The 18,794-nt window shown below is 68.7% G+C and carries 15 protein-coding genes and 1 pseudogene; 7 read left to right on the top strand and 9 right to left on the bottom strand.

Translation table 11 applies throughout. The features are described from left to right. Positions 1–101: 101 nt before the first annotated feature. From OP79_RS17050 to OP79_RS17035, 4 genes are all read left to right on the top strand, one after another. Positions 102–3,329 (top strand): sensor histidine kinase, encoded by a 3,228-nt coding sequence (locus tag OP79_RS17050; RefSeq protein ID WP_078491838.1) that lies wholly within the window; start codon positions 102–104, stop codon positions 3,327–3,329. A 10-nt stretch (positions 3,330–3,339) separates the two neighbouring features. Beyond that, on the top strand, positions 3,340–3,753 hold the full coding sequence (locus OP79_RS17045) for a roadblock/LC7 domain-containing protein (RefSeq protein WP_033321188.1): 414 nt from the start codon (positions 3,340–3,342) through the stop codon (positions 3,751–3,753). 95 nt (positions 3,754–3,848) lie between these two features. Continuing rightward, positions 3,849–4,448, top strand: coding sequence for a DUF742 domain-containing protein (locus OP79_RS17040; protein WP_033321069.1), 600 nt, complete (start codon positions 3,849–3,851; stop codon positions 4,446–4,448). Then, a complete protein-coding gene (locus OP79_RS17035) occupies positions 4,429–5,010 on the top strand; it encodes a GTP-binding protein (protein ID WP_026248371.1) in 582 nt (193 codons plus the stop codon). The genes OP79_RS17040 and OP79_RS17035 overlap by 20 nt, the downstream gene beginning before the upstream one ends. A gap of 180 nt (positions 5,011–5,190) precedes the next feature. Here the strand turns inward: OP79_RS17035 and OP79_RS17030 are convergent, their stop codons facing one another. The 7 genes from OP79_RS17030 to OP79_RS17000 form a co-directional block, all read right to left on the bottom strand. Continuing rightward, a complete protein-coding gene (locus tag OP79_RS17030) occupies positions 5,191–5,379 on the bottom strand; it encodes an acyl-CoA carboxylase subunit epsilon (RefSeq protein WP_033321068.1) in 189 nt (62 codons plus the stop codon). Positions 5,380–5,425: 46 nt separating this feature from the next. Beyond that, a complete protein-coding gene (locus OP79_RS17025; RefSeq protein ID WP_033321067.1) occupies positions 5,426–7,030 on the bottom strand; it encodes an acyl-CoA carboxylase subunit beta in 1,605 nt (534 codons plus the stop codon). Between the two features lie 143 nt (positions 7,031–7,173). Then, complete coding sequence (locus tag OP79_RS17020) at positions 7,174–8,457, bottom strand: ABC transporter substrate-binding protein (protein WP_033321066.1); 1,284 nt, start codon at positions 8,455–8,457, stop codon at positions 7,174–7,176. Next, a complete protein-coding gene (locus tag OP79_RS17015) occupies positions 8,454–9,536 on the bottom strand; it encodes a hypothetical protein (protein WP_245685352.1) in 1,083 nt (360 codons plus the stop codon). Before OP79_RS17015 ends, OP79_RS17020 begins: the two co-directional genes overlap by 4 nt. Continuing rightward, positions 9,533–10,942, bottom strand: a complete 1,410-nt coding sequence (locus OP79_RS17010; RefSeq protein WP_033321065.1) for a vWA domain-containing protein — start codon at positions 10,940–10,942, stop codon at positions 9,533–9,535. The genes OP79_RS17015 and OP79_RS17010 overlap by 4 nt, the downstream gene beginning before the upstream one ends. A gap of 91 nt (positions 10,943–11,033) precedes the next feature. Beyond that, positions 11,034–13,340, bottom strand: coding sequence for a tetratricopeptide repeat protein (locus tag OP79_RS17005; protein ID WP_033321064.1), 2,307 nt, complete (start codon positions 13,338–13,340; stop codon positions 11,034–11,036). Next, complete coding sequence (locus OP79_RS17000) at positions 13,337–14,692, bottom strand: S1 family peptidase (protein ID WP_078491837.1); 1,356 nt, start codon at positions 14,690–14,692, stop codon at positions 13,337–13,339. Before OP79_RS17000 ends, OP79_RS17005 begins: the two co-directional genes overlap by 4 nt. Before the next feature lie 326 nt (positions 14,693–15,018). Between OP79_RS17000 and OP79_RS16995 the strand changes: the two genes are divergently transcribed. The 3 genes and pseudogenes from OP79_RS16995 (at position 15,019) to OP79_RS51755 (ending at position 17,096) form a co-directional block, all read left to right on the top strand. Then, a complete protein-coding gene (locus OP79_RS16995) occupies positions 15,019–15,627 on the top strand; it encodes a YceI family protein (RefSeq protein WP_033321062.1) in 609 nt (202 codons plus the stop codon). A gap of 186 nt (positions 15,628–15,813) precedes the next feature. Continuing rightward, complete coding sequence (locus tag OP79_RS16990) at positions 15,814–16,449, top strand: hypothetical protein (RefSeq protein ID WP_033321061.1); 636 nt, start codon at positions 15,814–15,816, stop codon at positions 16,447–16,449. Between the two features lie 73 nt (positions 16,450–16,522). After that, positions 16,523–17,096 (top strand): annotated as a pseudogene (locus tag OP79_RS51755) (transposase). Between the two features lie 70 nt (positions 17,097–17,166). Here the strand turns inward: OP79_RS51755 and OP79_RS16980 are convergent. Together OP79_RS16980 and OP79_RS16975 are read right to left on the bottom strand one after the other, a co-directional pair. Continuing rightward, on the bottom strand, positions 17,167–17,655 hold the full coding sequence (locus OP79_RS16980; RefSeq protein ID WP_033321060.1) for an RICIN domain-containing protein: 489 nt from the start codon (positions 17,653–17,655) through the stop codon (positions 17,167–17,169). A gap of 299 nt (positions 17,656–17,954) precedes the next feature. Then, positions 17,955–18,560, bottom strand: coding sequence for a YdeI/OmpD-associated family protein (locus OP79_RS16975; protein WP_033321059.1), 606 nt, complete (start codon positions 18,558–18,560; stop codon positions 17,955–17,957). Positions 18,561–18,794: the final 234 nt, after the last annotated feature.

The following is an 18,794-nucleotide window of genomic DNA, read 5'->3' as shown; positions in this document are numbered from 1 at the left end:
CACAGCCTGACGTGCTGGAATGCCTGAACTGCCCGGTAGCCGAGGGCTGGAAGACACACGCGGCACAACGTTGGTGCCGACGCCGAGAGGTTGTTGGTCGAGTGAGGCGAAGCAAGAACGGTCCCGAGCCGTCGGCACGGGGCAACTTCACCCCGCCGCCGCGCGGAGCGGCACCCGCACCCGTGCCCCGGAAGCCGGAGCCGACGGCGCCACCGGCGTCCAGCGGCAGTCGGCTGTCTCCGCGTAACTGGCGCGTACCGACCAGGCTGAATGCCATCCTGCTCATACCCGTGCTGGTCGGCCTGGTCATGGGCGGCTTCAACGTGAAGAGCTCGATCGACACCTGGAACGAAGCCCAGGACGCCGAGAAGATCGCGCAGATCGTGGCCTCCGCCTCGCAGTACGCCGCGGCCCTGCTCAACGAGCGCGACCTCACCGCCGAGCCGCGCCTCAAGGAGAACCCGTCCGCCAAGGACGACAAGATCGTCAAGGACGTCCGCGCCATCACCGACCAGAAGGCCGAGGCCTTCCATAAGTCCGTCGAGGGCATGCCCTCCGGATACGGCCTGGAGCGCCGCCTCCGCCTCGTGGAGGCGGCCGAGCCGACGCTCGCGGGCCTGCGCAAGAACGCGTACAAAACGTCGCAGGACCCGGTGAAGACCGAAGAAGACTACGTCGACATCGAGCACCTTCTGCTGGAGTTCTCGAACGAGCTGGGTCTCGGCACCGGCAACATCACCAGCTACGGCCGCACCGTGTACGCCGTCGCGCTGGGCAAGGGCGCCGCCTCGCTGCAGCGCTCCATCGGTATGCACCTGCTCGTCAGGCCCAGTGAGGACGAGGCCACGTACAACCGGCAGCGGGTCGCGTTCACCTCCTATGCCTACCTGGAGGGCATCGCCGTCCAGGAGTACATCTCCGGCGGTACGGCGCAGGACGCCGAGAAGCTCCGTACGGTCATGGCGCAGAAGACCGAGGAGGGCCAGCAGCAGATCGCCGAGGCCGAGCGCCAGGCCGAGGCCGCGGGCCGCGAGTTCGTGGCCCCGCCCGCCATGGACAAGATGGTCCAGGGTGTCGCCGCGAGGACGCCCGAAGAGCTGGCCACGCAGGGCATCACCCCGGCGACCTGGATGGCCGCGTCCACCGCCAAGTTCGACGGCTACGACGAGATCGAGGCCGACCTCATCGACAGGGCCGTCGCCGACGCGGACCAGATCGCCTCCGACGCCCAGCGCGACGCCATCATCAACGGCGCGATCGTCATCATCGCCCTGCTCGCCGCGTTCATCATCGCCTCGCTCATGGCCCGCCAGATGAGCCGCTCGATGCGCCAGCTGCGCAACGCCGCCTTCGGTGTCGCCGAGCAGCGCCTGCCGATGCTGGTCGACCAGCTCTCGCGCACCGACCCCGGCCGCGTCGACACCCGGGTCGCGCCCATCCCGATCACCTCCACGGACGAGATCGGCGAGGTCGCCCGCGCCTTCGACCAGGTCCACCGCGAGGCCGTCCGGCTCGCCGCCGAACAGGCCCTGCTGCGGGGCAACATCAACGCGATCTTCACCAACCTCTCGCGCCGCAACCAGTCGCTGATCGAGGGCCAGCTGACCCTGATCACCGACCTGGAGAACAACGAGGCCGATCCGGACCAGCTGGAGAACCTCTTCAAGCTGGACCACCTGGCGACCCGTATGCGCCGCAACGGCGAGAACCTCCTGGTCCTCGCCGGCGAGGAGCCCGGCCGCCGCTGGGACCAGCCGGTCCCGCTGGTCGACGTGCTGCGCGCCGCCTCCTCCGAGGTGGAGCAGTACGAGCGCATCGAACTCTCCGGCGTCCCGGAGGCCGAGATCCACGGCCGCGCCGTGACCGACCTCGTGCACCTGCTGGCCGAGCTGCTGGAGAACGCCACCACGTTCTCCTCGCCGCAGACCAAGGTCCGCGTCACCGCGACCCGGCTGCCCGACGGCCGCGTCATGATCGAGATCCACGACAAGGGCATCGGCCTCACCGCCGAGGACTTCGCGGACATCAACCACAAGCTGGCCAACCCGCCGACCGTGGACGCCGCGATCTCGCAACGTATGGGCCTGTTCGTGGTCGGCCGGCTGTCCGACCGGCACGGCATCCGGGTCCAGCTGCGCCCCTCCGGCGAGCAGGCCGGTACGACCTCGCTCGTCATGCTGCCCGACGCGATCACCCACGGTGGCGGCGGCGATCACCAGCTCCAGGGCGACGAGTTCACCGTCTCGCAGATCATCCCGGAACAGCAGCAGCAGTCCTACCAGGGCGAGAACTTCCAGGGCCCGCCCATGCGCACGGCTGCCGAGCTGGGCTTCGACGACAGCCGGTACGCCGAGGTCCCGGACGACATACGTGAGCTGGACCCCGTCGGCCGCTCGCTGATGCGTGAGGAGCGCCGCGCGGCGCTGGAGGCCCAGTCGCAGGACCAGCCGGAGCTCGAGGCCGCGTCCTTCCGCGACGACTACGACCGCGGGCAGCCCGGGTACGACGACGGCCAGTCCGGCTACGACGGCAACCAGCCCGCCTACGACGAGGGCAGGCCCGCGTACGACGGCGCACCGACCGCGTACACCGGGCAGCCCGCATACGACCAGCAGATGCCGTACGAGGAGCCGCAGCGCCCGACGTACGACGAGACGTACTTCCCGACGAACAGCGGCTATCCGGAACCCTCCTATGCGGAGCCGGTCCAGGAGGAGCAGCCGTCGGCCCACGGGTCCCCGCAGGACAGGTTCTCGCCGTTCGAAGAGCAGTCCTACCGGGACGACTGGCCGCAGCAGGACGAGTACCGCAACGGGTACAGCTCCGAGTACGCTCCGGAAACGGAATCCGCGCAGGCCGCTGACGTGGCCGAGCAGGACCGCGTAGGCTTCGATCGTCCGGGACCGGCCCCCTCCGCCGCCCACGAGCTGACCGACGCCGGGCTTCCGCGCCGCGGTTCCCCCGCGACGAGCGGCCCGAGCGCCCGGCAGTCCGTGAGCCAGGAAGCGCCGGCCACCGCGGACAGCAACGGCAGCGGCGACTGGCGGTCGGCCAACGACCAGCGGTGGCAGCGCGCCGAACAGCTGAAGCAGCCCAAGGCGGGCGGGGTCACCTCCTCCGGCCTGCCGCGGCGGGTGCCCAAGGCCAACCTGGTCGAGGGCACCGCGGAGTCGACCAACCAGGGCGGCCCACAGGTCTCCCGCGCCCCCGAGGACGTCCGGGGCAGGCTGAGCAACCTGCGCCGGGGTGTCGAGCGGGGACGTAACGCAGGCAGTGAAACGAACGGCCAGGGCTTCAGCCCTGATAGCACCTACAACCAGGAGCGTTAGTGTGAGCCCGATGAGCCAGGCGGCGCAGAACCTGAACTGGTTGATCACCAACTTCGTGGACAACACCCCCGGGGTGTCCCACACGGTGGTGGTCTCCGCCGACGGACTCCTTCTGGCGATGTCCGAAGGCTTTCCGCGCGACCGCGCCGACCAGCTGGCGGCCGTCGCGTCGGGTCTTACCTCGCTGACCGCGGGCGCGTCCCGCATCTTCGAGGGTGGCAGTGTGAATCAGACCGTTGTGGAGATGGAGCGAGGATTCCTCTTCATCATGTCCATTTCCGATGGTTCTTCGCTCGCGGTCCTTGCACATCCGGAAGCGGACATCGGTCTCGTTGGGTACGAGATGGCCCTTCTGGTGGACCGTGCCGGTACGGTTCTGACGCCTGATCTGCGTGCTGAGCTCCAGGGGAGCCTTCTCAACTAGCAGACAAGCGATACATTTTGGCGTCCCGTGCCCGTAAGGTTTCGGACACGGCTATCCAGAGTGATGGGTTACCGGCACAGTCGGAGGAGGAGAAAGTGGCAACACCCCCAGGCGGTTCGTCTTCGGGCAACTGGTCTTACGGTCCTGGCCAGGGCCGGGGCCAGGGTGACGGTTCGCAGAACCCGAACCGGTACAACTTCCCCTCCGCACCGAGCCACCGGCAGCACCAGCCGTACGCGCCCCAGGGCCCCCAGGGCCCTGGTCCCTCGCCGTACGACCAGCCGTCGGCCCCGCGCATCCAGCCCGTGCAGCCGCAGCGCCGCTCCCCTGAGTCGTCCCCCGCCGGGGGCGCGCACAACCCTCTGGTGCGCCCGTACGCCATGACGGGCGGCCGCACCAGGCCGCGGTACCAGCTCGCCATCGAGGCGCTGGTGCACACCACCGCGCAGCCGCACCAGATGCAGGGGCAGCTGCCCGAGCATCAGCGGATCTGCAACCTCTGCCGGGAGATCAAGTCGGTGGCCGAGATCTCGGCCCTGCTCACCATCCCTCTCGGCGTGGCCAGGATTCTCGTCGCCGACTTGGCGGAGGCGGGCCTGGTCGCCATCCATCAGCCCGGCGGCGACGAGAACGCCGGCGGTCAGCCAGACGTGACTTTGCTCGAAAGGGTGCTCAGTGGACTTCGCAAGCTCTAGCGGAGGGCCTTCCCGCTCCACCACGTCCGCGAAGATCGTGGTGGCGGGCGGCTTCGGCGTGGGCAAGACCACGTTCGTCGGGGCCGTCTCGGAGATCAACCCGCTGCGTACCGAGGCCGTCATGACGTCCGCGTCCGCGGGCATCGACGACCTCACCCACACCGGAGACAAGACGACGACCACCGTCGCCATGGACTTCGGCCGCATCACCCTGGACCAGGACCTGATCCTGTACCTCTTCGGTACGCCCGGCCAGGACCGCTTCTGGTTCATGTGGGACGACCTGGTACGCGGCGCCATCGGCGCGATCGTCCTGGTCGACACCCGCCGCCTCGCCGACTGCTTCCCGGCCGTCGACTACTTCGAGAACAGCGGACTGCCGTTCGTCATCGCCCTCAACGGCTTCGACGGCAACCAGCCGTACAACCCTGACGAGGTCCGCGAGGCCCTCCAGATCGGCCCGGACACGCCGATCATCACGACGGACGCCCGGCACCGCGCTGACGCCAAGTCTGCGCTGATCACGCTTGTGGAGCACGCGCTGATGGCACGCCTGCGGTAGCGCTGCCGCGCGATGCACGAAGGGGGCGCCCTCTCCGTTCGGAGAGGGCGCCCCCTTTTGGGCTTTAGCGCGGCTAGCGGGCTGCCCCTATGGGGAGTTGGCCGTCTGCGGGCCGTATGTGGCTGGTCGCGCAGTTCCCCGCGCCCCTTGGAGGCCTTCGGCCTCCTTCGGGCGTGGCTTCTAGCGCCAGCTGTGCGGGGCTCGGAAGCCGGGCTCGCGCTCAAGGCGGCGCCAGCCGGCCTTGGTGCGGCCGCGGTGGGCCGTGGTCGTGGGAGTGGCGGCGGCGCGGGCCAGGAGGATGGCCGTGATGGCGGCGACTTCCTCGGGCTCGGCGTGGCCCTTCTCGACGCGAATGTCAGGGGTGCTCATGGGCGTAAGTCTCCGTGAGTGAGGTTTCCGCGGGGGGACCGCAGAGTTACTGCGGCGGGTTTCCGTGCTTGCGGGACGGCAGATCCGCGTGCTTCGTGCGGAGCATCGCCAGCGAGCGGATGAGGACCTCGCGGGTTTCGGCGGGGTCGATCACGTCGTCCACCAGGCCGCGCTCGGCCGCGTAGTACGGGTGCATCAGCTCGGCCTTGTACTCCTTGACCATGCGGGCCCGCATCGCCTCGGGGTCCTCGGCCTCGGCGATCTGCCGGCGGAAGATCACATTGGCGGCACCTTCGGCTCCCATCACTGCGATCTCGTTGGTCGGCCAGGCGTAGGTGAGGTCCGCACCGATGGACTGGCTGTCCATCACGATGTAGGCACCTCCGTACGCCTTCCGAAGGATCAGCGAGATCCGGGGCACGGTCGCGTTGCAGTACGCGTACAGCAGCTTCGCTCCGTGGCGGATGATTCCACCGTGCTCCTGGTCGACGCCGGGCAGGAAGCCGGGGACGTCCAGAAGAGTGACGATCGGGATGTTGAACGCGTCGCACATCTGCACGAAGCGCGCCGCCTTTTCGCTGGCCTCGATGTCCAGGACACCGGCCAGGGACTGCGGTTGGTTGGCGACGATGCCGACCACCTGGCCGTCGAGCCGGGCCAGGGCACAGATGATGTTGCGGGCCCAGCGCTCGTGGACCTCCAGGTAGTCGCCGTCGTCGACGAGTTCCTCGATGACCTTGGTCATGTCGTACGGCCGGTTGCCGTCGGCGGGGACGAGGTCCAGCAGGACGTCGGAGCGGCGGTCGGCGGGGTCCTCGGAGTCCGCGTGGGGCGGGTTCTCGCGGTTGTTCTGCGGCAGCATCGACAGGAGGTAGCGGACTTCGGCGAGGCAGGTCTCCTCGTCGTCGTACGCGAAGTGCGCGACACCGGAGGTCTCGGCGTGCACGTCCGCGCCGCCGAGGCCGTTCTGGGTGATCTCCTCGCCGGTGACGGCCTTGACGACGTCCGGCCCGGTGATGAACATCTGCGAGGTCTCGCGGACCATGAACACGAAGTCCGTGAGCGCCGGGCTGTAGGCGGCGCCGCCCGCGCACGGGCCGAGCATGACGCTGATCTGCGGGATGACGCCGGACGCCTTGGTGTTGCGCTGGAAGATGCCGCCGTAGCCGGCCAGCGCGCTGACGCCTTCCTGGATGCGGGCGCCCGCCCCGTCGTTCAGCGACACGAGCGGTGCCCCGGCGGCGATGGCCATGTCCATGATCTTGTGAATCTTCGTGGCGTGGGCCTCGCCCAGCGCGCCGCCGAAGATCCGGAAGTCGTGCGCGTAGACGAAGACCGTACGGCCCTCGACCGTGCCCCAGCCGGTGATCACACCGTCCGTGTACGGCTTCTTGGCCTCCAGGCCGAAGCCGGTGGCCCGGTGCCGGCGCAGCTGCTCGACCTCGTTGAACGAGCCCTCGTCCAGCAGGAGTTCGATGCGCTCCCGGGAGGTCAGCTTGCCCTTGGCGTGCTGTGCCTGGGTCGCCTTCTCACTGGGCCCCGCCAGCGCCTGCGCGCGGATCTCATGCAGCTCGGCCACGCGCCCGCGGGCGTCGGTGGGTTCTCCTGCGGCTTCTGGGGCGGAGGATCCGGCATCGTCCAAAACGGTCATGTAGCGACCTTACGAAGTCCACCTGGCAAAGCGGGCCGTCGACTCCTCACAGTCTCCGGGTCGTTTTCCTGGTACCCCTGAACAGAACCTGGGTGGCATGCGGGTCAACCACCAGCTCAGGGGCGGTCTGGCTTGTTGGGATTCTACAAAGGGGGCTGCTGTGGCGTGCTGCACACTTCGATGCGGGGGACCGGGTTTTCGGCCTGGGCGTCCTGGGCCCTCTGGGCGTCCTGCACCTTCTGGACGTTGTCCAGGATGGCCTTGACGCTTCCCGGCCCCTCGCCCTCGCTGTAGCGGGTGAGGGTCAGCAGGATCGCTTCGTAGAAGGCGTCGCGTACGGCAGGGGGCATTACGTCCGAGGCGTCCAGGCAGCGGGGTTTTTCTTTGGTGGTGAGCCGGTCGGCGATCTTGCGCTCGACGTCACCGGGCTTGGGGCTGACCTTGTTGTTGGCGGAGAAAACTCCGGCCAAGTTCACCCAGTCCTGCTGTCCGGACTCGGAGGCGAGCCTGCGCAACAGGTCCCTGGCTCGGGGATTGTCACTGAAGAGTGCGGCGAAGTCTCCGGTCACCTCGTGGGCCCGCACCTCGTAGGGGCCGCCGGGCAGCAGGTCGGCCGAGTCCATGAAGGTGGCCTCCTTGGCCCTTTTGTTGTAGAAGAAGGGCGCGAAGGAGCCCTGGTGCTCCAGCGTGCATTCGTCCTTGCCGAACAAGAGCCCGTTGCTCCTGTCGGGCCCCCGGTGGTCGGCGGTCAGGGCCTCCCCGGTCGCCTTCTTGTCCTGAGCGAGCAGTGAGCCCCAGGCCAGCCAAGCATCCCGCACCTCGGGCGAGGTCCAGTCCAGATCGCCACGCACCCACCGTTCGTAGTCCTCGGGCCCTTCGCGCTGCAGTACCAGGTCCTCGATCCAGTCGCTGCCGGGCCAGCCGGAGGGACCGTCGTCACCCATACCGATGCACCAACTCGCGAGCGGCTGAGGCGACTTCGGCGGTGCCATGTCCTTGCGGTGCCAGACGATGCTCTTCAGGTCGGCCCTCAGCGGTACCCAGTACACCGATCCTGCGCCTTTGCCGGAGGGCTGCCAGGGCGGGCCGTACTCGCTCTTCTCGTAGAGGCGGTCCAGCGGCTTCAGTCGCTCCTGTTGGGCGTACTCGGCGAGTTCACCGAGGCCGGGCATGATCACGATGTCCGGGGGCTCGCCCGCCTGCACCTGCGAGAGCAGCACCTCGCGCTGCGCAGCGGTGCCCTGGTACTCGTACGGGATGCCGATGATCTTGAGGAGGGCGTCGAACTTCTCTCCCTGGGGACCGGTCCAAGTGCCGAGGATGGTGACCTTCTCCTCGCTTTCCGTCCGGCCCGGCGCGGCGAGTTCGCAGCCCACGGCCGTGAAGAACAGTGCGCAGACTAGGAGTACGGCGCGGAGTCTGGTCAACGGGCCCTCCAGTAGTCGGCGTTGAGCCTGCGGCCCATGCCTACGGCTGGCAGGACGGCGACCAAGATGCCGCCGCCGAGCGCGCCGTAGTACACCGAGTTCTGCCACTCGGGGGCGCGGAGCTCATCACGTACCTCTTGAGACGTGTCGGAGACCTCAATCTGGGCGTCGTCGAGCTGCTTGCGCTGGGCCAGGTCGTCCGCCTCCGGGTAGCGCTTGGCCTGTTCCGCGACGTTTCTGATCTCGATGAGCGTGTCGCGGACGTTGTCCAGGTGCCGCTGGGTGGCGGAAGTGGCAAGGAGCGGAACCACGGCGAGAGCGACGGTGAGTACGAGGGCGCCGAGCAGCCACGGGTTGTGGTCACGGCCGCAGCGGTCGCGCAGTACCCACAGCGCGGACAGCAGCGTCAACGCGAGGACCAGCAGGGCGAGTTCGGCGACGACCCAGCCGGTGTACCCCGCTGCCCCCATCGTGGCGAGCCGTTCCGCGCGACCCATCTGAGTGTCCTGCAGGGCGTCCAGGCGCGGCACCAGCCCCACCTCGGAGCGGGTGAGCAGTGAGCCCGCCTGCCTGAGCTTCTGCTTTTGTATCTGCTCGTCATCGTGATAGCGGTCGGCGCCGAGCGTGATGGAGTTGCGGTACGAGGTGAGCAGGCCGTTGACCGTGCCGAGGTTCTCGCTGGTGTTCTCGGCGAGCCGGGACAGGCTCTGGTCGGCCGCCGAGAGCTGCCTCTGGTAAGTCTCCCCCGCGCCCTCCACGTCGTCGAGCCCCTTCTCGACCGCGGCGTTGGCCTCCCAGTCGGCCCGCAGCAGCGCCAGCCGTGTCGCGGCCACGCCCTGCACCGCGGGCGCCGCCTCGGAACGCAGCCCGTCGGCGCTCAGCACCACTTCGCGATACGAGACGAGGAGCGCGCTGACCGCGACGACCGCGGTGACGGCCATCGCCAGGAGGTGGAACTCCAGGAGCCTGCGGGTCCGGTAGCGGCTGAGCCGTCTGCGGTACCCGGCTGACGGCCCCGTCCACGTACGGGCGCGGGCGTCGGCCGATGCGGCGGGACGCTTCGTCGCCTGGTCGCTCACAGCAGTTGCCCTCCGCACTTGATGCAGTAGCGGGCCTCGCGGCCCGGCCGGTGCCCGCAGTCCGCACAGCGCGGGCCGCTGTCTGCCCTGGCCGGGACCTCGGTCAGCGGTCCGCTGGAGCGCGATCCGGCCCACAGAATCCTCTGGCCGAGCGTGTTGGTGTTCACCGTGGCGTGCAGCCGGACCAGGCCCGCCTCGGCGTCGATGATGTCCGCGAAGACACGTATGTTCTCCAGCACATGCTCGACGCCGAGCCGCGTGGCAAGGCGCGCTGCCTTCCCCAAGTGCTGTTCGGCGACCTCGCGTTGCAGCGGATCGAGGGCGCGGAGGCCGGTCTGCAGGGCGAGGTGCATGGCGGTGGCGTCCTTCATGCTGCGGACACTTGCCCCGGCTTCCGGATCCACGACGCAGGGCTTCCGCTCGTCGGCGCGATGCCAGCGGGCGACAACGGGCACGGACTGATCGCCGATGCTGACCATGGCGAACTGAAGGTCGGTCTCCAGCGGGTCGGCCTCGGCGTCGACGGCCAGGGTGAGCAGGTAGTCGCGGACACCGGACTCCCACTGGTACGTGGGGAACCGCCAGCGGGGCGGGTGCCCCGGCTCTCCCGGCTGGAACAGACCGCCGAGCCGGTGCGGCCGTGGCGCCTTCTCGCCCAGGCCGACCTGGCGGACGGTGGGCCGGGGGGTCACCTCGATGGGCAGTTCGGGGCTGTGCACCCGGCGCAGTCGCCGGATCGCCGCCGTGATCGCGTTGCCCAGCCCGTCCTCCACGAACTCGGCGGTGCCATGGAGGTGTTCGGCGATGGTCAGCAGCGGCTCGGGCGCCCAGTCGCTGCCGACGGCCAGCACATCGCAGGTGAACTGCCCGGCGCAGGCGCCGAGTTCCTCGTCCAGGTGCGTGTCGCCGGGGCCGCTGCTGCCATCGGTGATCAGCAGCAGGTGACGTACGGACAAGGGGCGGGCGGCGAGCAGGGCGCGTGCCCGGGCCATCCACACGGCGTACCCGGCCGGGCGCGGGCCGTCCCGGTGGAGGGTGAGAGCTTGGGCCGTGAAGGCGGCGCGGCGTTTGTCGTGCGTGTCGGCCACGGCCCACTCCTCGCCGCCGACCGGGTAGCACAGTTCCGGCTCGGGGCCGGAGCCGAGTACGGCGAAGGAGATCCCGTCGGGCAGGGCACGCAGTGCCGCGGGCAGGGCGTGCCGCACGGTGTGGCGGTGCGGTTCGGCGAGGTCGAGGGCGATGATCACGGCGAGTTCGACGGCCGGGAGCTCGGCGGGAACGCCGGTGTCGGCGATCTCGACCCGCAGATGGGCCTCGATCTTGGCGTTGCGGTGGGGGTGAAGATCGCGTTCGAGGGCGACGGAGAGCCGAATGTCCAGCTGTCGCGGCCGGGTGGGGGTGCTCATGGATTCCTCCTCCAGCGTTCCTTCGGCTTTGGTGCGCTCTCGTGTGCTTCAGCGATGGCTGTGGCTGTACCTGTGCGGGGTCGGGCCGAGGTCAGACGAGGGTCTGCGGTCGTATCGCGTGGGACAGGTCGACCAAGTGTTCGTGCGCGGTGGCCGAGTCCTGGTGGTGTGCGGCCAACTGCCGATAGTGCTGCTCGAGTTGTTCGCGTACTTCGCGCTCCGCGGACGGCAGCCGGCGGCGCGTCCCGATGCGGTCGCCGCGTGCGTACAGGGCGTCGAGCTTCCATTCGTACAGTTCGGTACGCAGCCGCAGCGCCTCGTCCTCGGAGAGCCGCAACTCGGAGGCGCCCGGCGCCTGTTCGCCGGCGCGCCGCAGCTCGTCGAGGCCGGCGTCCACGTCGTGGGGGGCGGGCAGCGGGTGTGACCCGACGGGCAGCCGCGCGGCCCGGATACGCAGGGCGGCGACCGCGGCCACGGTGTGGTCGAGCGAGCCGGCGGGGACCCGGCCGAGCACCTCCAGGGCGGCCTCGCGGTCGCCGTCACGCAGCGCGAGCCGTGCAAGGCCGAGGGCGGCGCCGCCGTGGGAGCGGTTGCGGGCGAGCACGGACTCGTACAGCTGCCGGGCGGTGGGCTCGCCGCCCCCGCCCCCGCCTCCTCCCGCTCCCGCAGCCTCGCTGAGCGATTCCAGGCAGTAGGCGAGCGCCAGTTTCGGCGCGTACTCGCCCGGCAGGTCGAACCGGACCTGGGTGAAGTGGGCCTGGGCTTCGGCGACTTGGCGTGGGTCGTCGTCGATGTCGGCGCGGCGCAGCGCGACCAGGGCTCGGTGCCACTTCAGCCGCCAGTCGCGTACGGCCCGCGGTCCGGGGATGGAGTCGGCGGTGTCGAGTTCCTCCTGGGCGCGCTCCAGGTCGTCCCTGCCGTCCCGGCTCACGAGGACGCGTACGTTGTGCAGGCAGATCTCCACCGAGGTGGGCCGCTCGCTGTCCTGGCTCAGGAGTTTGCCGGGGTCGTAGCCACTGCTTATCTCGAACTGGCTGGTCTGGGGATCACCCGGATAGCGTCGCGGCACCGGCAGACAGCGGGCGATCTCGGTGGGCGTGGGCGCGCCGAGGTCCAGGGCGGGCGCGGTGGGCGGGCTGTGCCGGTCGCGGCGCGGGCGGGCCAGCCAGTGGTCGAGCCCGGGCACCGCGCCGAGCCGTGCGCCGAGCAGCTGGGCGGAGGGCCGGAAGTACGCGGAGGGCTCGGGCGGGTCGGACTTGCCGCGCAGGGCCCTGATCTCCCGCAGCGCACCGCGCAGTTGGCCGGCCATCTCCTGGGCGTCGGCGAAGCGGCGGCCGGGATCCTCACGGGTGGCGCGCTCGACGACCCAGTGGAAGGAGGCGGTGCCGAGCCCCGGTACGTCGTCGCCGACGGCCCAGGTGGCCAGCTCGCGCAGGGTGACGCCGACGGTGTACAGATCATGGGCGACGGTGAGCGTGGCGGCGCCTTTCGTCTCGGGCGCCATGTAGCCGGGAGTGACATGGGCGGGCGGCTCGCTCTGGCCGCGCTCGCGCATCCCGCCGAGGTCGATCACCTTGACGCCGTCCTTGTGATGCACGACGTTGGACGGCTTCAGATCCCCGTACACGAATTCCTTCTCGCCTCCGGCGTGCAGATAGCCGAGGGCTTCGAGGATCTGGCAGCCGTACGCCGCGACATGCTCGATGTCGAGCACGAACTCCCCTCGCCGGGTCTCCTCGACGACCGCTTGGAGTGTGTGGTCACCAACGTCGTCCATGACGATGTAGCCGCCGGTGACCTTGCCGGAATCGTCCTCGCGGCTGACGAAGTCACGGATCTGGACGATGCGGGGGTGGCGGACGGCGACGAGATTCTGGCGCTCGATGACCGCGAGCCGGGCACCGTCCTGCTCGTACCGGTTGAGCAGGCCCTTGACGGCGACCATGTCGCCGAGGTGGGTGTCACGGGCGAGATAGACCCAGCCCTGGCCGCCGTGGGCAATGGGCCCGACGATCTTGTACTGGCCACGCAGTACGTCGCCTTTGGCGAGTTCGGGCCGGTACGAGTAGCGCTCGTCGCAGGCCGGACAGTAGCCCTCGAGCGGCACCGGGCCCTCTGTGTAGGGCGGGGCGAAGGTGATGCCGCAGTCCGCTGACGAGCAGGTCATCCGGATACGCAGCGGGGCTTGCGGACTGATCAGCCGCTCCTCCGGTGCCCGCGGTTCGCGTTCGGGCAGGGCCAGCAGGTCCCTGGGGCCGAACTCCATGGGTTTCTCGGGGAGTTGGGGCAGGCCGGGGTCGGTCTCGGCAGCGCGACCACACTGGGCGCAGTAGCCGGTGGACAGGACGGTGCCGTCGCAGGGGGCGCCGGTGAAGCGGCGGTGCGGGCAGGAGGTCATGCCCGTCCTCCGTGGGAGCGGAGGTCCGCGCGCGTGTGGAAGCCGATGTCCGTGCGCAGCCTCTTGGTCAGCCTGCGCAGCCGCTTCAGCCGCTCCTGCGGATCGCTGATGCCGTCGATCGCGCGGCGTTCGGCGCGGCGCAGTTCGGCCACCTCGGACGCCGTGCCGAGCGAGGCGCTGTCGACCACGCTCATCTGGCGCTTACGGTCAGACTCGAGCGTCTTCAGACGGGTGAGCAGCAGATCCGCGTGGTCCACGAGCGCGGGCTCCAGCAGTTCGTCGCGGGCCGGCGTCCAGCCGGTGCCTCCGTCGGTGCGGAAGACGATCAGCAGCCTGAAGCCCAACTTGCGTAACTTGGCCAGGAGTTCCATCAACGGCCGGGGCTCGGACTCCTGGTCCAGGCCGTCGACGGCGATCGTGAGGGGGCGGCGGGGATCACGCAGGGTCGCCGGGCCCGGACTGAGCCGGGTGCCGAGCAGCCACTCCCAGTACGCCAGATACTGTCCGGGCGGGTACGCGACGTAATCCAGGGCACTGGCGGCCAGTTGGGGTCTGCTGGAGCGACCGCCCTGGTAGCGCAGCGTGGCGCGGTGCAACGGAGGCCGCAGCGAGCGGTCCTTGCCGCTCTCCGGAGGCACGACGGTGATCTTCACCGGATCCTCGTCGGGGTCGTCGAACCAGGTGCGCAGCCGGCGCTCGAAGTCGTGGTCCCAGGCATCCGGGCGTATCAACTCCTTGACCGTGGGCGACAGTTCGGCGATGCGCTCGACGGGGATGAGATAGGAGAAGGCAAGCAGGTTGTCCTCGGGCAGCGGCATCCCCCTGTCACCGCGCCAGCTGACGATCAGTCCGACCACCCTGGGTGGATTCTGCTCGTCCGGTCTGGTGCACACGGCGGCCCCGCTGAAACCCCGGCGTACGACCCCCCTGCGGTGGACGGCGTCCACCTGCACCCACTCCCCGCTCACGCCGCCGATCGTGCCGTGCAGGGCCATGCCGTCCTCGAACCCCTTCGCGTACCCCGTGGCGTACACCTGGAGTCCGGCCCACATCCGGGGCTCCAAGGTGGCGGGGCGCGCCTGCGGGCGCGGGCTCTCCAGCCGGAGCAACGCGACGTCCTCGCCCTGACCGTCGGGACCGGGCAGCCAGTCGCCCTCGGCGACACGTGCCGCCACCGGTTCGATCTCCCGGTTCTCGGCGAACTCCACCCACATCACGTCGTCCGGGTCGCGCACCACATGTGCACACGTCATCGCGATGTCCGGGGCGATCAGCACACCCGCCCCGCACACCGGACCGTTCGCATCCCCGCGTCGCAGCCGCAGTCGCCAGTCCGCCCGTAGCTCCCCCATGCCGCATCAGCGTACGCGCGTCGCACGGCCCGCCCCTAGACCCTTGACCAGGATTGATCGGCCAATGAGCGGAAGGGGGGCGGGAGATGACGAGGCAGGGCCCGGAACCGCTCGTTCCTCGCCGAGGCCGCCGGCGGCTCGGTGTCCCCCGAAAGGGCGACCCGCCCGAATGTCGCGTACGTCCGCGTACGAATGTCCGTGTACATCCGCATGCAGATGTACACGTGCGAATGCCCGCGTGCGACCCGGAATAGTTCTATGATGCGCCTGGTTGAAGATTAAACAGCCTCGGTGCAGAGTCGAGGCTCGTCCCCAAGGAGCCAGTCATGGGTCTGTTCGGAAACAAGAACTCCAGCGGCAGCACCGCCACAGCCACCGCCGCGACTCCCGACCTGTCCGCCCTCACCGGCGACTACACCATCGACCCGTCCCACACCACCATCGGCTTCGTCGCCCGGCACGCCATGGTCACCAACGTCAAGGGCAGCTTCACCGACCTCTCGGGCTCCCTGCACCTGGACGGCAGCGACCCGTCCCGCTCGACCGCGACCGTCGACATCAAGATGGACAGCATCGAGACCGGCAACGCCGACCGTGACGGCCACCTCAAGAGCGCCGACTTCTTCAAGACGGACGAGTTCCCGACAATGACGTTCCGCTCCACCAAGGCGGAGTCCCTCGGCGGCGACGACTACCGCATCACCGGCGACCTCTCGATCCTCGGCACCACCAAGCAGCTCTCCATAGACCTGGAGTTCAACGGCTCCGCGAAGGACCCCTCCGGCAACGAGCGCGTCGGCTTCGAGGGCAAGGCGGAGATCCTGCGCTCGGAGTGGGGCCTCACGTGGAACGCGGCACTGGAGACGGGCGGCGTCCTGATCTCCGACAAGATCAAGCTGAACTTCGACATCTCGGCGATCAAGAACGCGGGCTGACCCTGCGGGGTCGGTCTCTCTGCACGTTCCGTCACGTCCCGCCGCTCCAGGTCGGGCGGAACTCCTGCGACCATTTCGTGTGCGTAATGTGCAACAGCCGTACCCAGTACGGCTGTTGACGCACGATGAACCTTCCTGGCGACCCGGCATGGGGAGTCCAGGGAAGTCCAGTTCCAGGAGACGCAGTTGAGCACGAAGACGGGACCGCAGCGCTACCCCGGTGCGAGCAGGACGCATTGGTACCAGGACGAGTACGGCGGCGACGCGATGGAGGTCAACGCCGTCGTCCTGCACACCACGGAGGGCCGCACCCTGCCGGACTACGGCGGCGGGGCCTCGGCCCCGAACCTCACGGCGGTGCCGGACCTCTCCGCCGAGAAGCTGCGCTGGTACCAGCACTTCGACATCGAGACCTCGTCCCGCGCCCTGGTCAACGAGTCGGGCGGCGTGGAGACGAACGCGCTCAACGTCTGCCAGCTCGAACTCGTCGGCACCTGCGACCCGAGCACCCACGCCAAGTGGGAAGAGGCGGGCCAGTCCCACATCTACTGGCCGAAGGCACCCGATTGGGCCCTGCGCGAGGTCGCCCGCTTCCTGGCATGGATGCACAGCAAGCACGATGTACCGCTGTCCGGCCCGAAGGCCTGGCCCGCCTACCCGAAGTCGTACGGAAACGATGAGGGACAGCGGATGAGCGGTGCGGAGTGGAACGACTTCAACGGGGTCTGCGGGCATATGCATGTCCCCGAGAACCTGCACGGGGATCCTGGAGCGATCGACTTCTCGCAGCTCATCAAGTACGCGAAGGAGGCGGTGGACTAGGGCGCGTATCGAGTCGTGATCAATCCGTGGAATCCGCCCTCGTGTCAGGGCTTAGTGCGGTAGATCGTTTTGCATGACGCAGGTGCAACTGACCGACGGCGAGTGGGAGTCCATCGGGCCGTACCTGCCGATCGGCAGGTACGGCCCGCACCCCGAGCGGCTGCGGCAGCAGCTCGAGGTCGTCATCTGGCGGTTTCGAACGGGGGGCAGTGGTGGGAGATGCCGAAGGAGTTCGGTGCCTGGTCGCCGTGCACAACTGCTTTCGGCAGTGTAGGGACGCCAGCGTCTTGGAAGCCCTGCTGGAGGGCCTGACTGTCGAGGCCGCGAAGCGGGGTGAGGTGGACTTGTTCCGGGTCAGCATGGACTCGACCACCGCCCGGGTCCACCACGACACTGTCGGGATGCACCTCGGCCAGAAGGACCAGGCCGCCAACCGGAAAAAGATAGGCTGCAAGGGCGGTCGACCCGTTAGCCACGACGCTGACTTCTACAAGGAACGGAACACCGTCGAGCGGCTGATCAACAAACTGAAGGCCTGGCGAGACACCGCTACCCGATACGACAAGATCCATGAGAGCTACCTCGCCAGCCTCCACCTTCGCGCCTCGATGATCTGGATCAAGGACCTCACGCGGACCACCCATTGATCACAACTAAGCGCAGGACCCTCGCTCCCTGGGGAGTGAGGGCCTTCGTCACATCGTGGAGCGGTCAGCGTCAGTAGTGCGTGCCATTCCAGACCCATCGTTCGCTCTGGCCCCAGGGGGTGGAGTAGATGGCATCACCGTTGTCCGAGGTGCGGAGACTGTATCCGTCGAGGTTGTCCAGGTTGTTGTTGTCGCCGCTCCAGAACTGATGACCGGAACCGCTCCCACAGGGGGACATCCAGACAGCGTTGGTGGTGGTCTTCTTGTCCGTGGTGAGGCAGTCGCCGGTGGCACGGCTCACCAGTCGTTTGTACGTCCGCCCACGGATGTCGGTCTGCGTTTGGCTGCCCCAGTCCCAGTAGCTGCCAACACTCTGGTTGCAGGGGCCCGACCAGGCGCTGCCGGTCGTGGTCGACGCGGTGAGGCAGTTGCCCTCGTAGGCATTCTTGTACACCCAGTAAGTCGCCGCCGACGCAGTGGACATTGAGCCCGCCACGGCGAGCGTGAGGGCGGCGAGTCCCACGGGCAGGGTCACTCTCAGAGCCTTCAGCGATTTCATGATTGCGATCATTTAGGGGAGAGGAGATGCCCACATGAATCAATCATGAACATTCCGCGTTGCTGGGATTGCTTGGAAAGGGTGGCCGACGGTGATCCATTTACAGGGGCGACCGGCGCGAAAGCCGGTCCGGCTTGCGCCTCGATCACCCCCTCAGCTGCACGCTCAAGATCCAGCCAGCGACGACCGGCAGCGACCTGTGCTTCGGTGCCGTGAGCGACCTCAGCGGCTCCCAGCGGTCCGGAAAAGGCCGGAGGTGGCATAGCACCTTACCGGCATGAACGGCTCGTTCAACTCCCCTAAGACTGGTCGGCGCCGGTCCGGGCGCGGACCCCGGCCCCGGGTGACGCCAGCTCGGCGAGAGCCTTGTCCAACCGAGCAGCCCTGACCTCCGGCGTCCTGGCTTTCAACAGCCCCAGCATGACCTGGTACTGACCGGTCCTACCGAGCCGCTCAAAGGCTTCCTTCGCGCGAGGATTCCGCTCCAGCGTGGCGACCAGATCGTCCGGAACCGTGGCGTTCCGCTGCGACTCGTACGCCGCGTCCCATCGCCCGTCCGCCTTGGCCGCCGCCACCTCCGCGAGCCCGCGGGGCCGCATACGCCCGGCCGCCGTGAGGGCTTCGACCTTGCGTACGTTCACCATCGACCACTCGCTGCGCGGCCGGCGTGGGGTGTACTTCTGCAGGTAGTACGTCTCGTCCTGGCGCCGACGCTGCCCATCGATCCACCCATGACAGAGGGCCACGTTGAGGGCCTCCGCCACGGTGACGGTGGTCCGGCCGGAGCCCTTCTTGGCGATCTTCAGCCAGATCCCGCGCTCAACCTCCGCATGAGCACCGAGCCAGGCGTCCAGCTGTTCCGCGTCATCGAAAACCTTGATCTCCAGGCCATCGAAAGTGTCCATGAGGGCACAGTAGGGTGAGAGTAGGACAATTTCCGTCCTATAGAGGCAATATCTCGTCGCAGCCAGGGCGGTCCTATTCCCCTCCATACAAACGCTGCAGATCCACCAGGACCACCTCACCCTTGGCCTCGGCGGCCCGCAGGTCATCCGTGAATCCCGCGCCGCTGTAACAGGTGAGCCGCACGGCTGATGTGTCGATCCCACGCCCCGCGAGCAGGGACTCTACGCGACGCA

It is taken from the genome of Streptomyces yerevanensis (assembly GCF_000716805.1).
GTDB lineage: Bacteria > Actinomycetota > Actinomycetes > Streptomycetales > Streptomycetaceae > Streptomyces > Streptomyces flaveus.
Note: the sequence above shows the minus strand (reverse complement) of the source record. Positions and strands in the feature narration are given on the sequence as shown.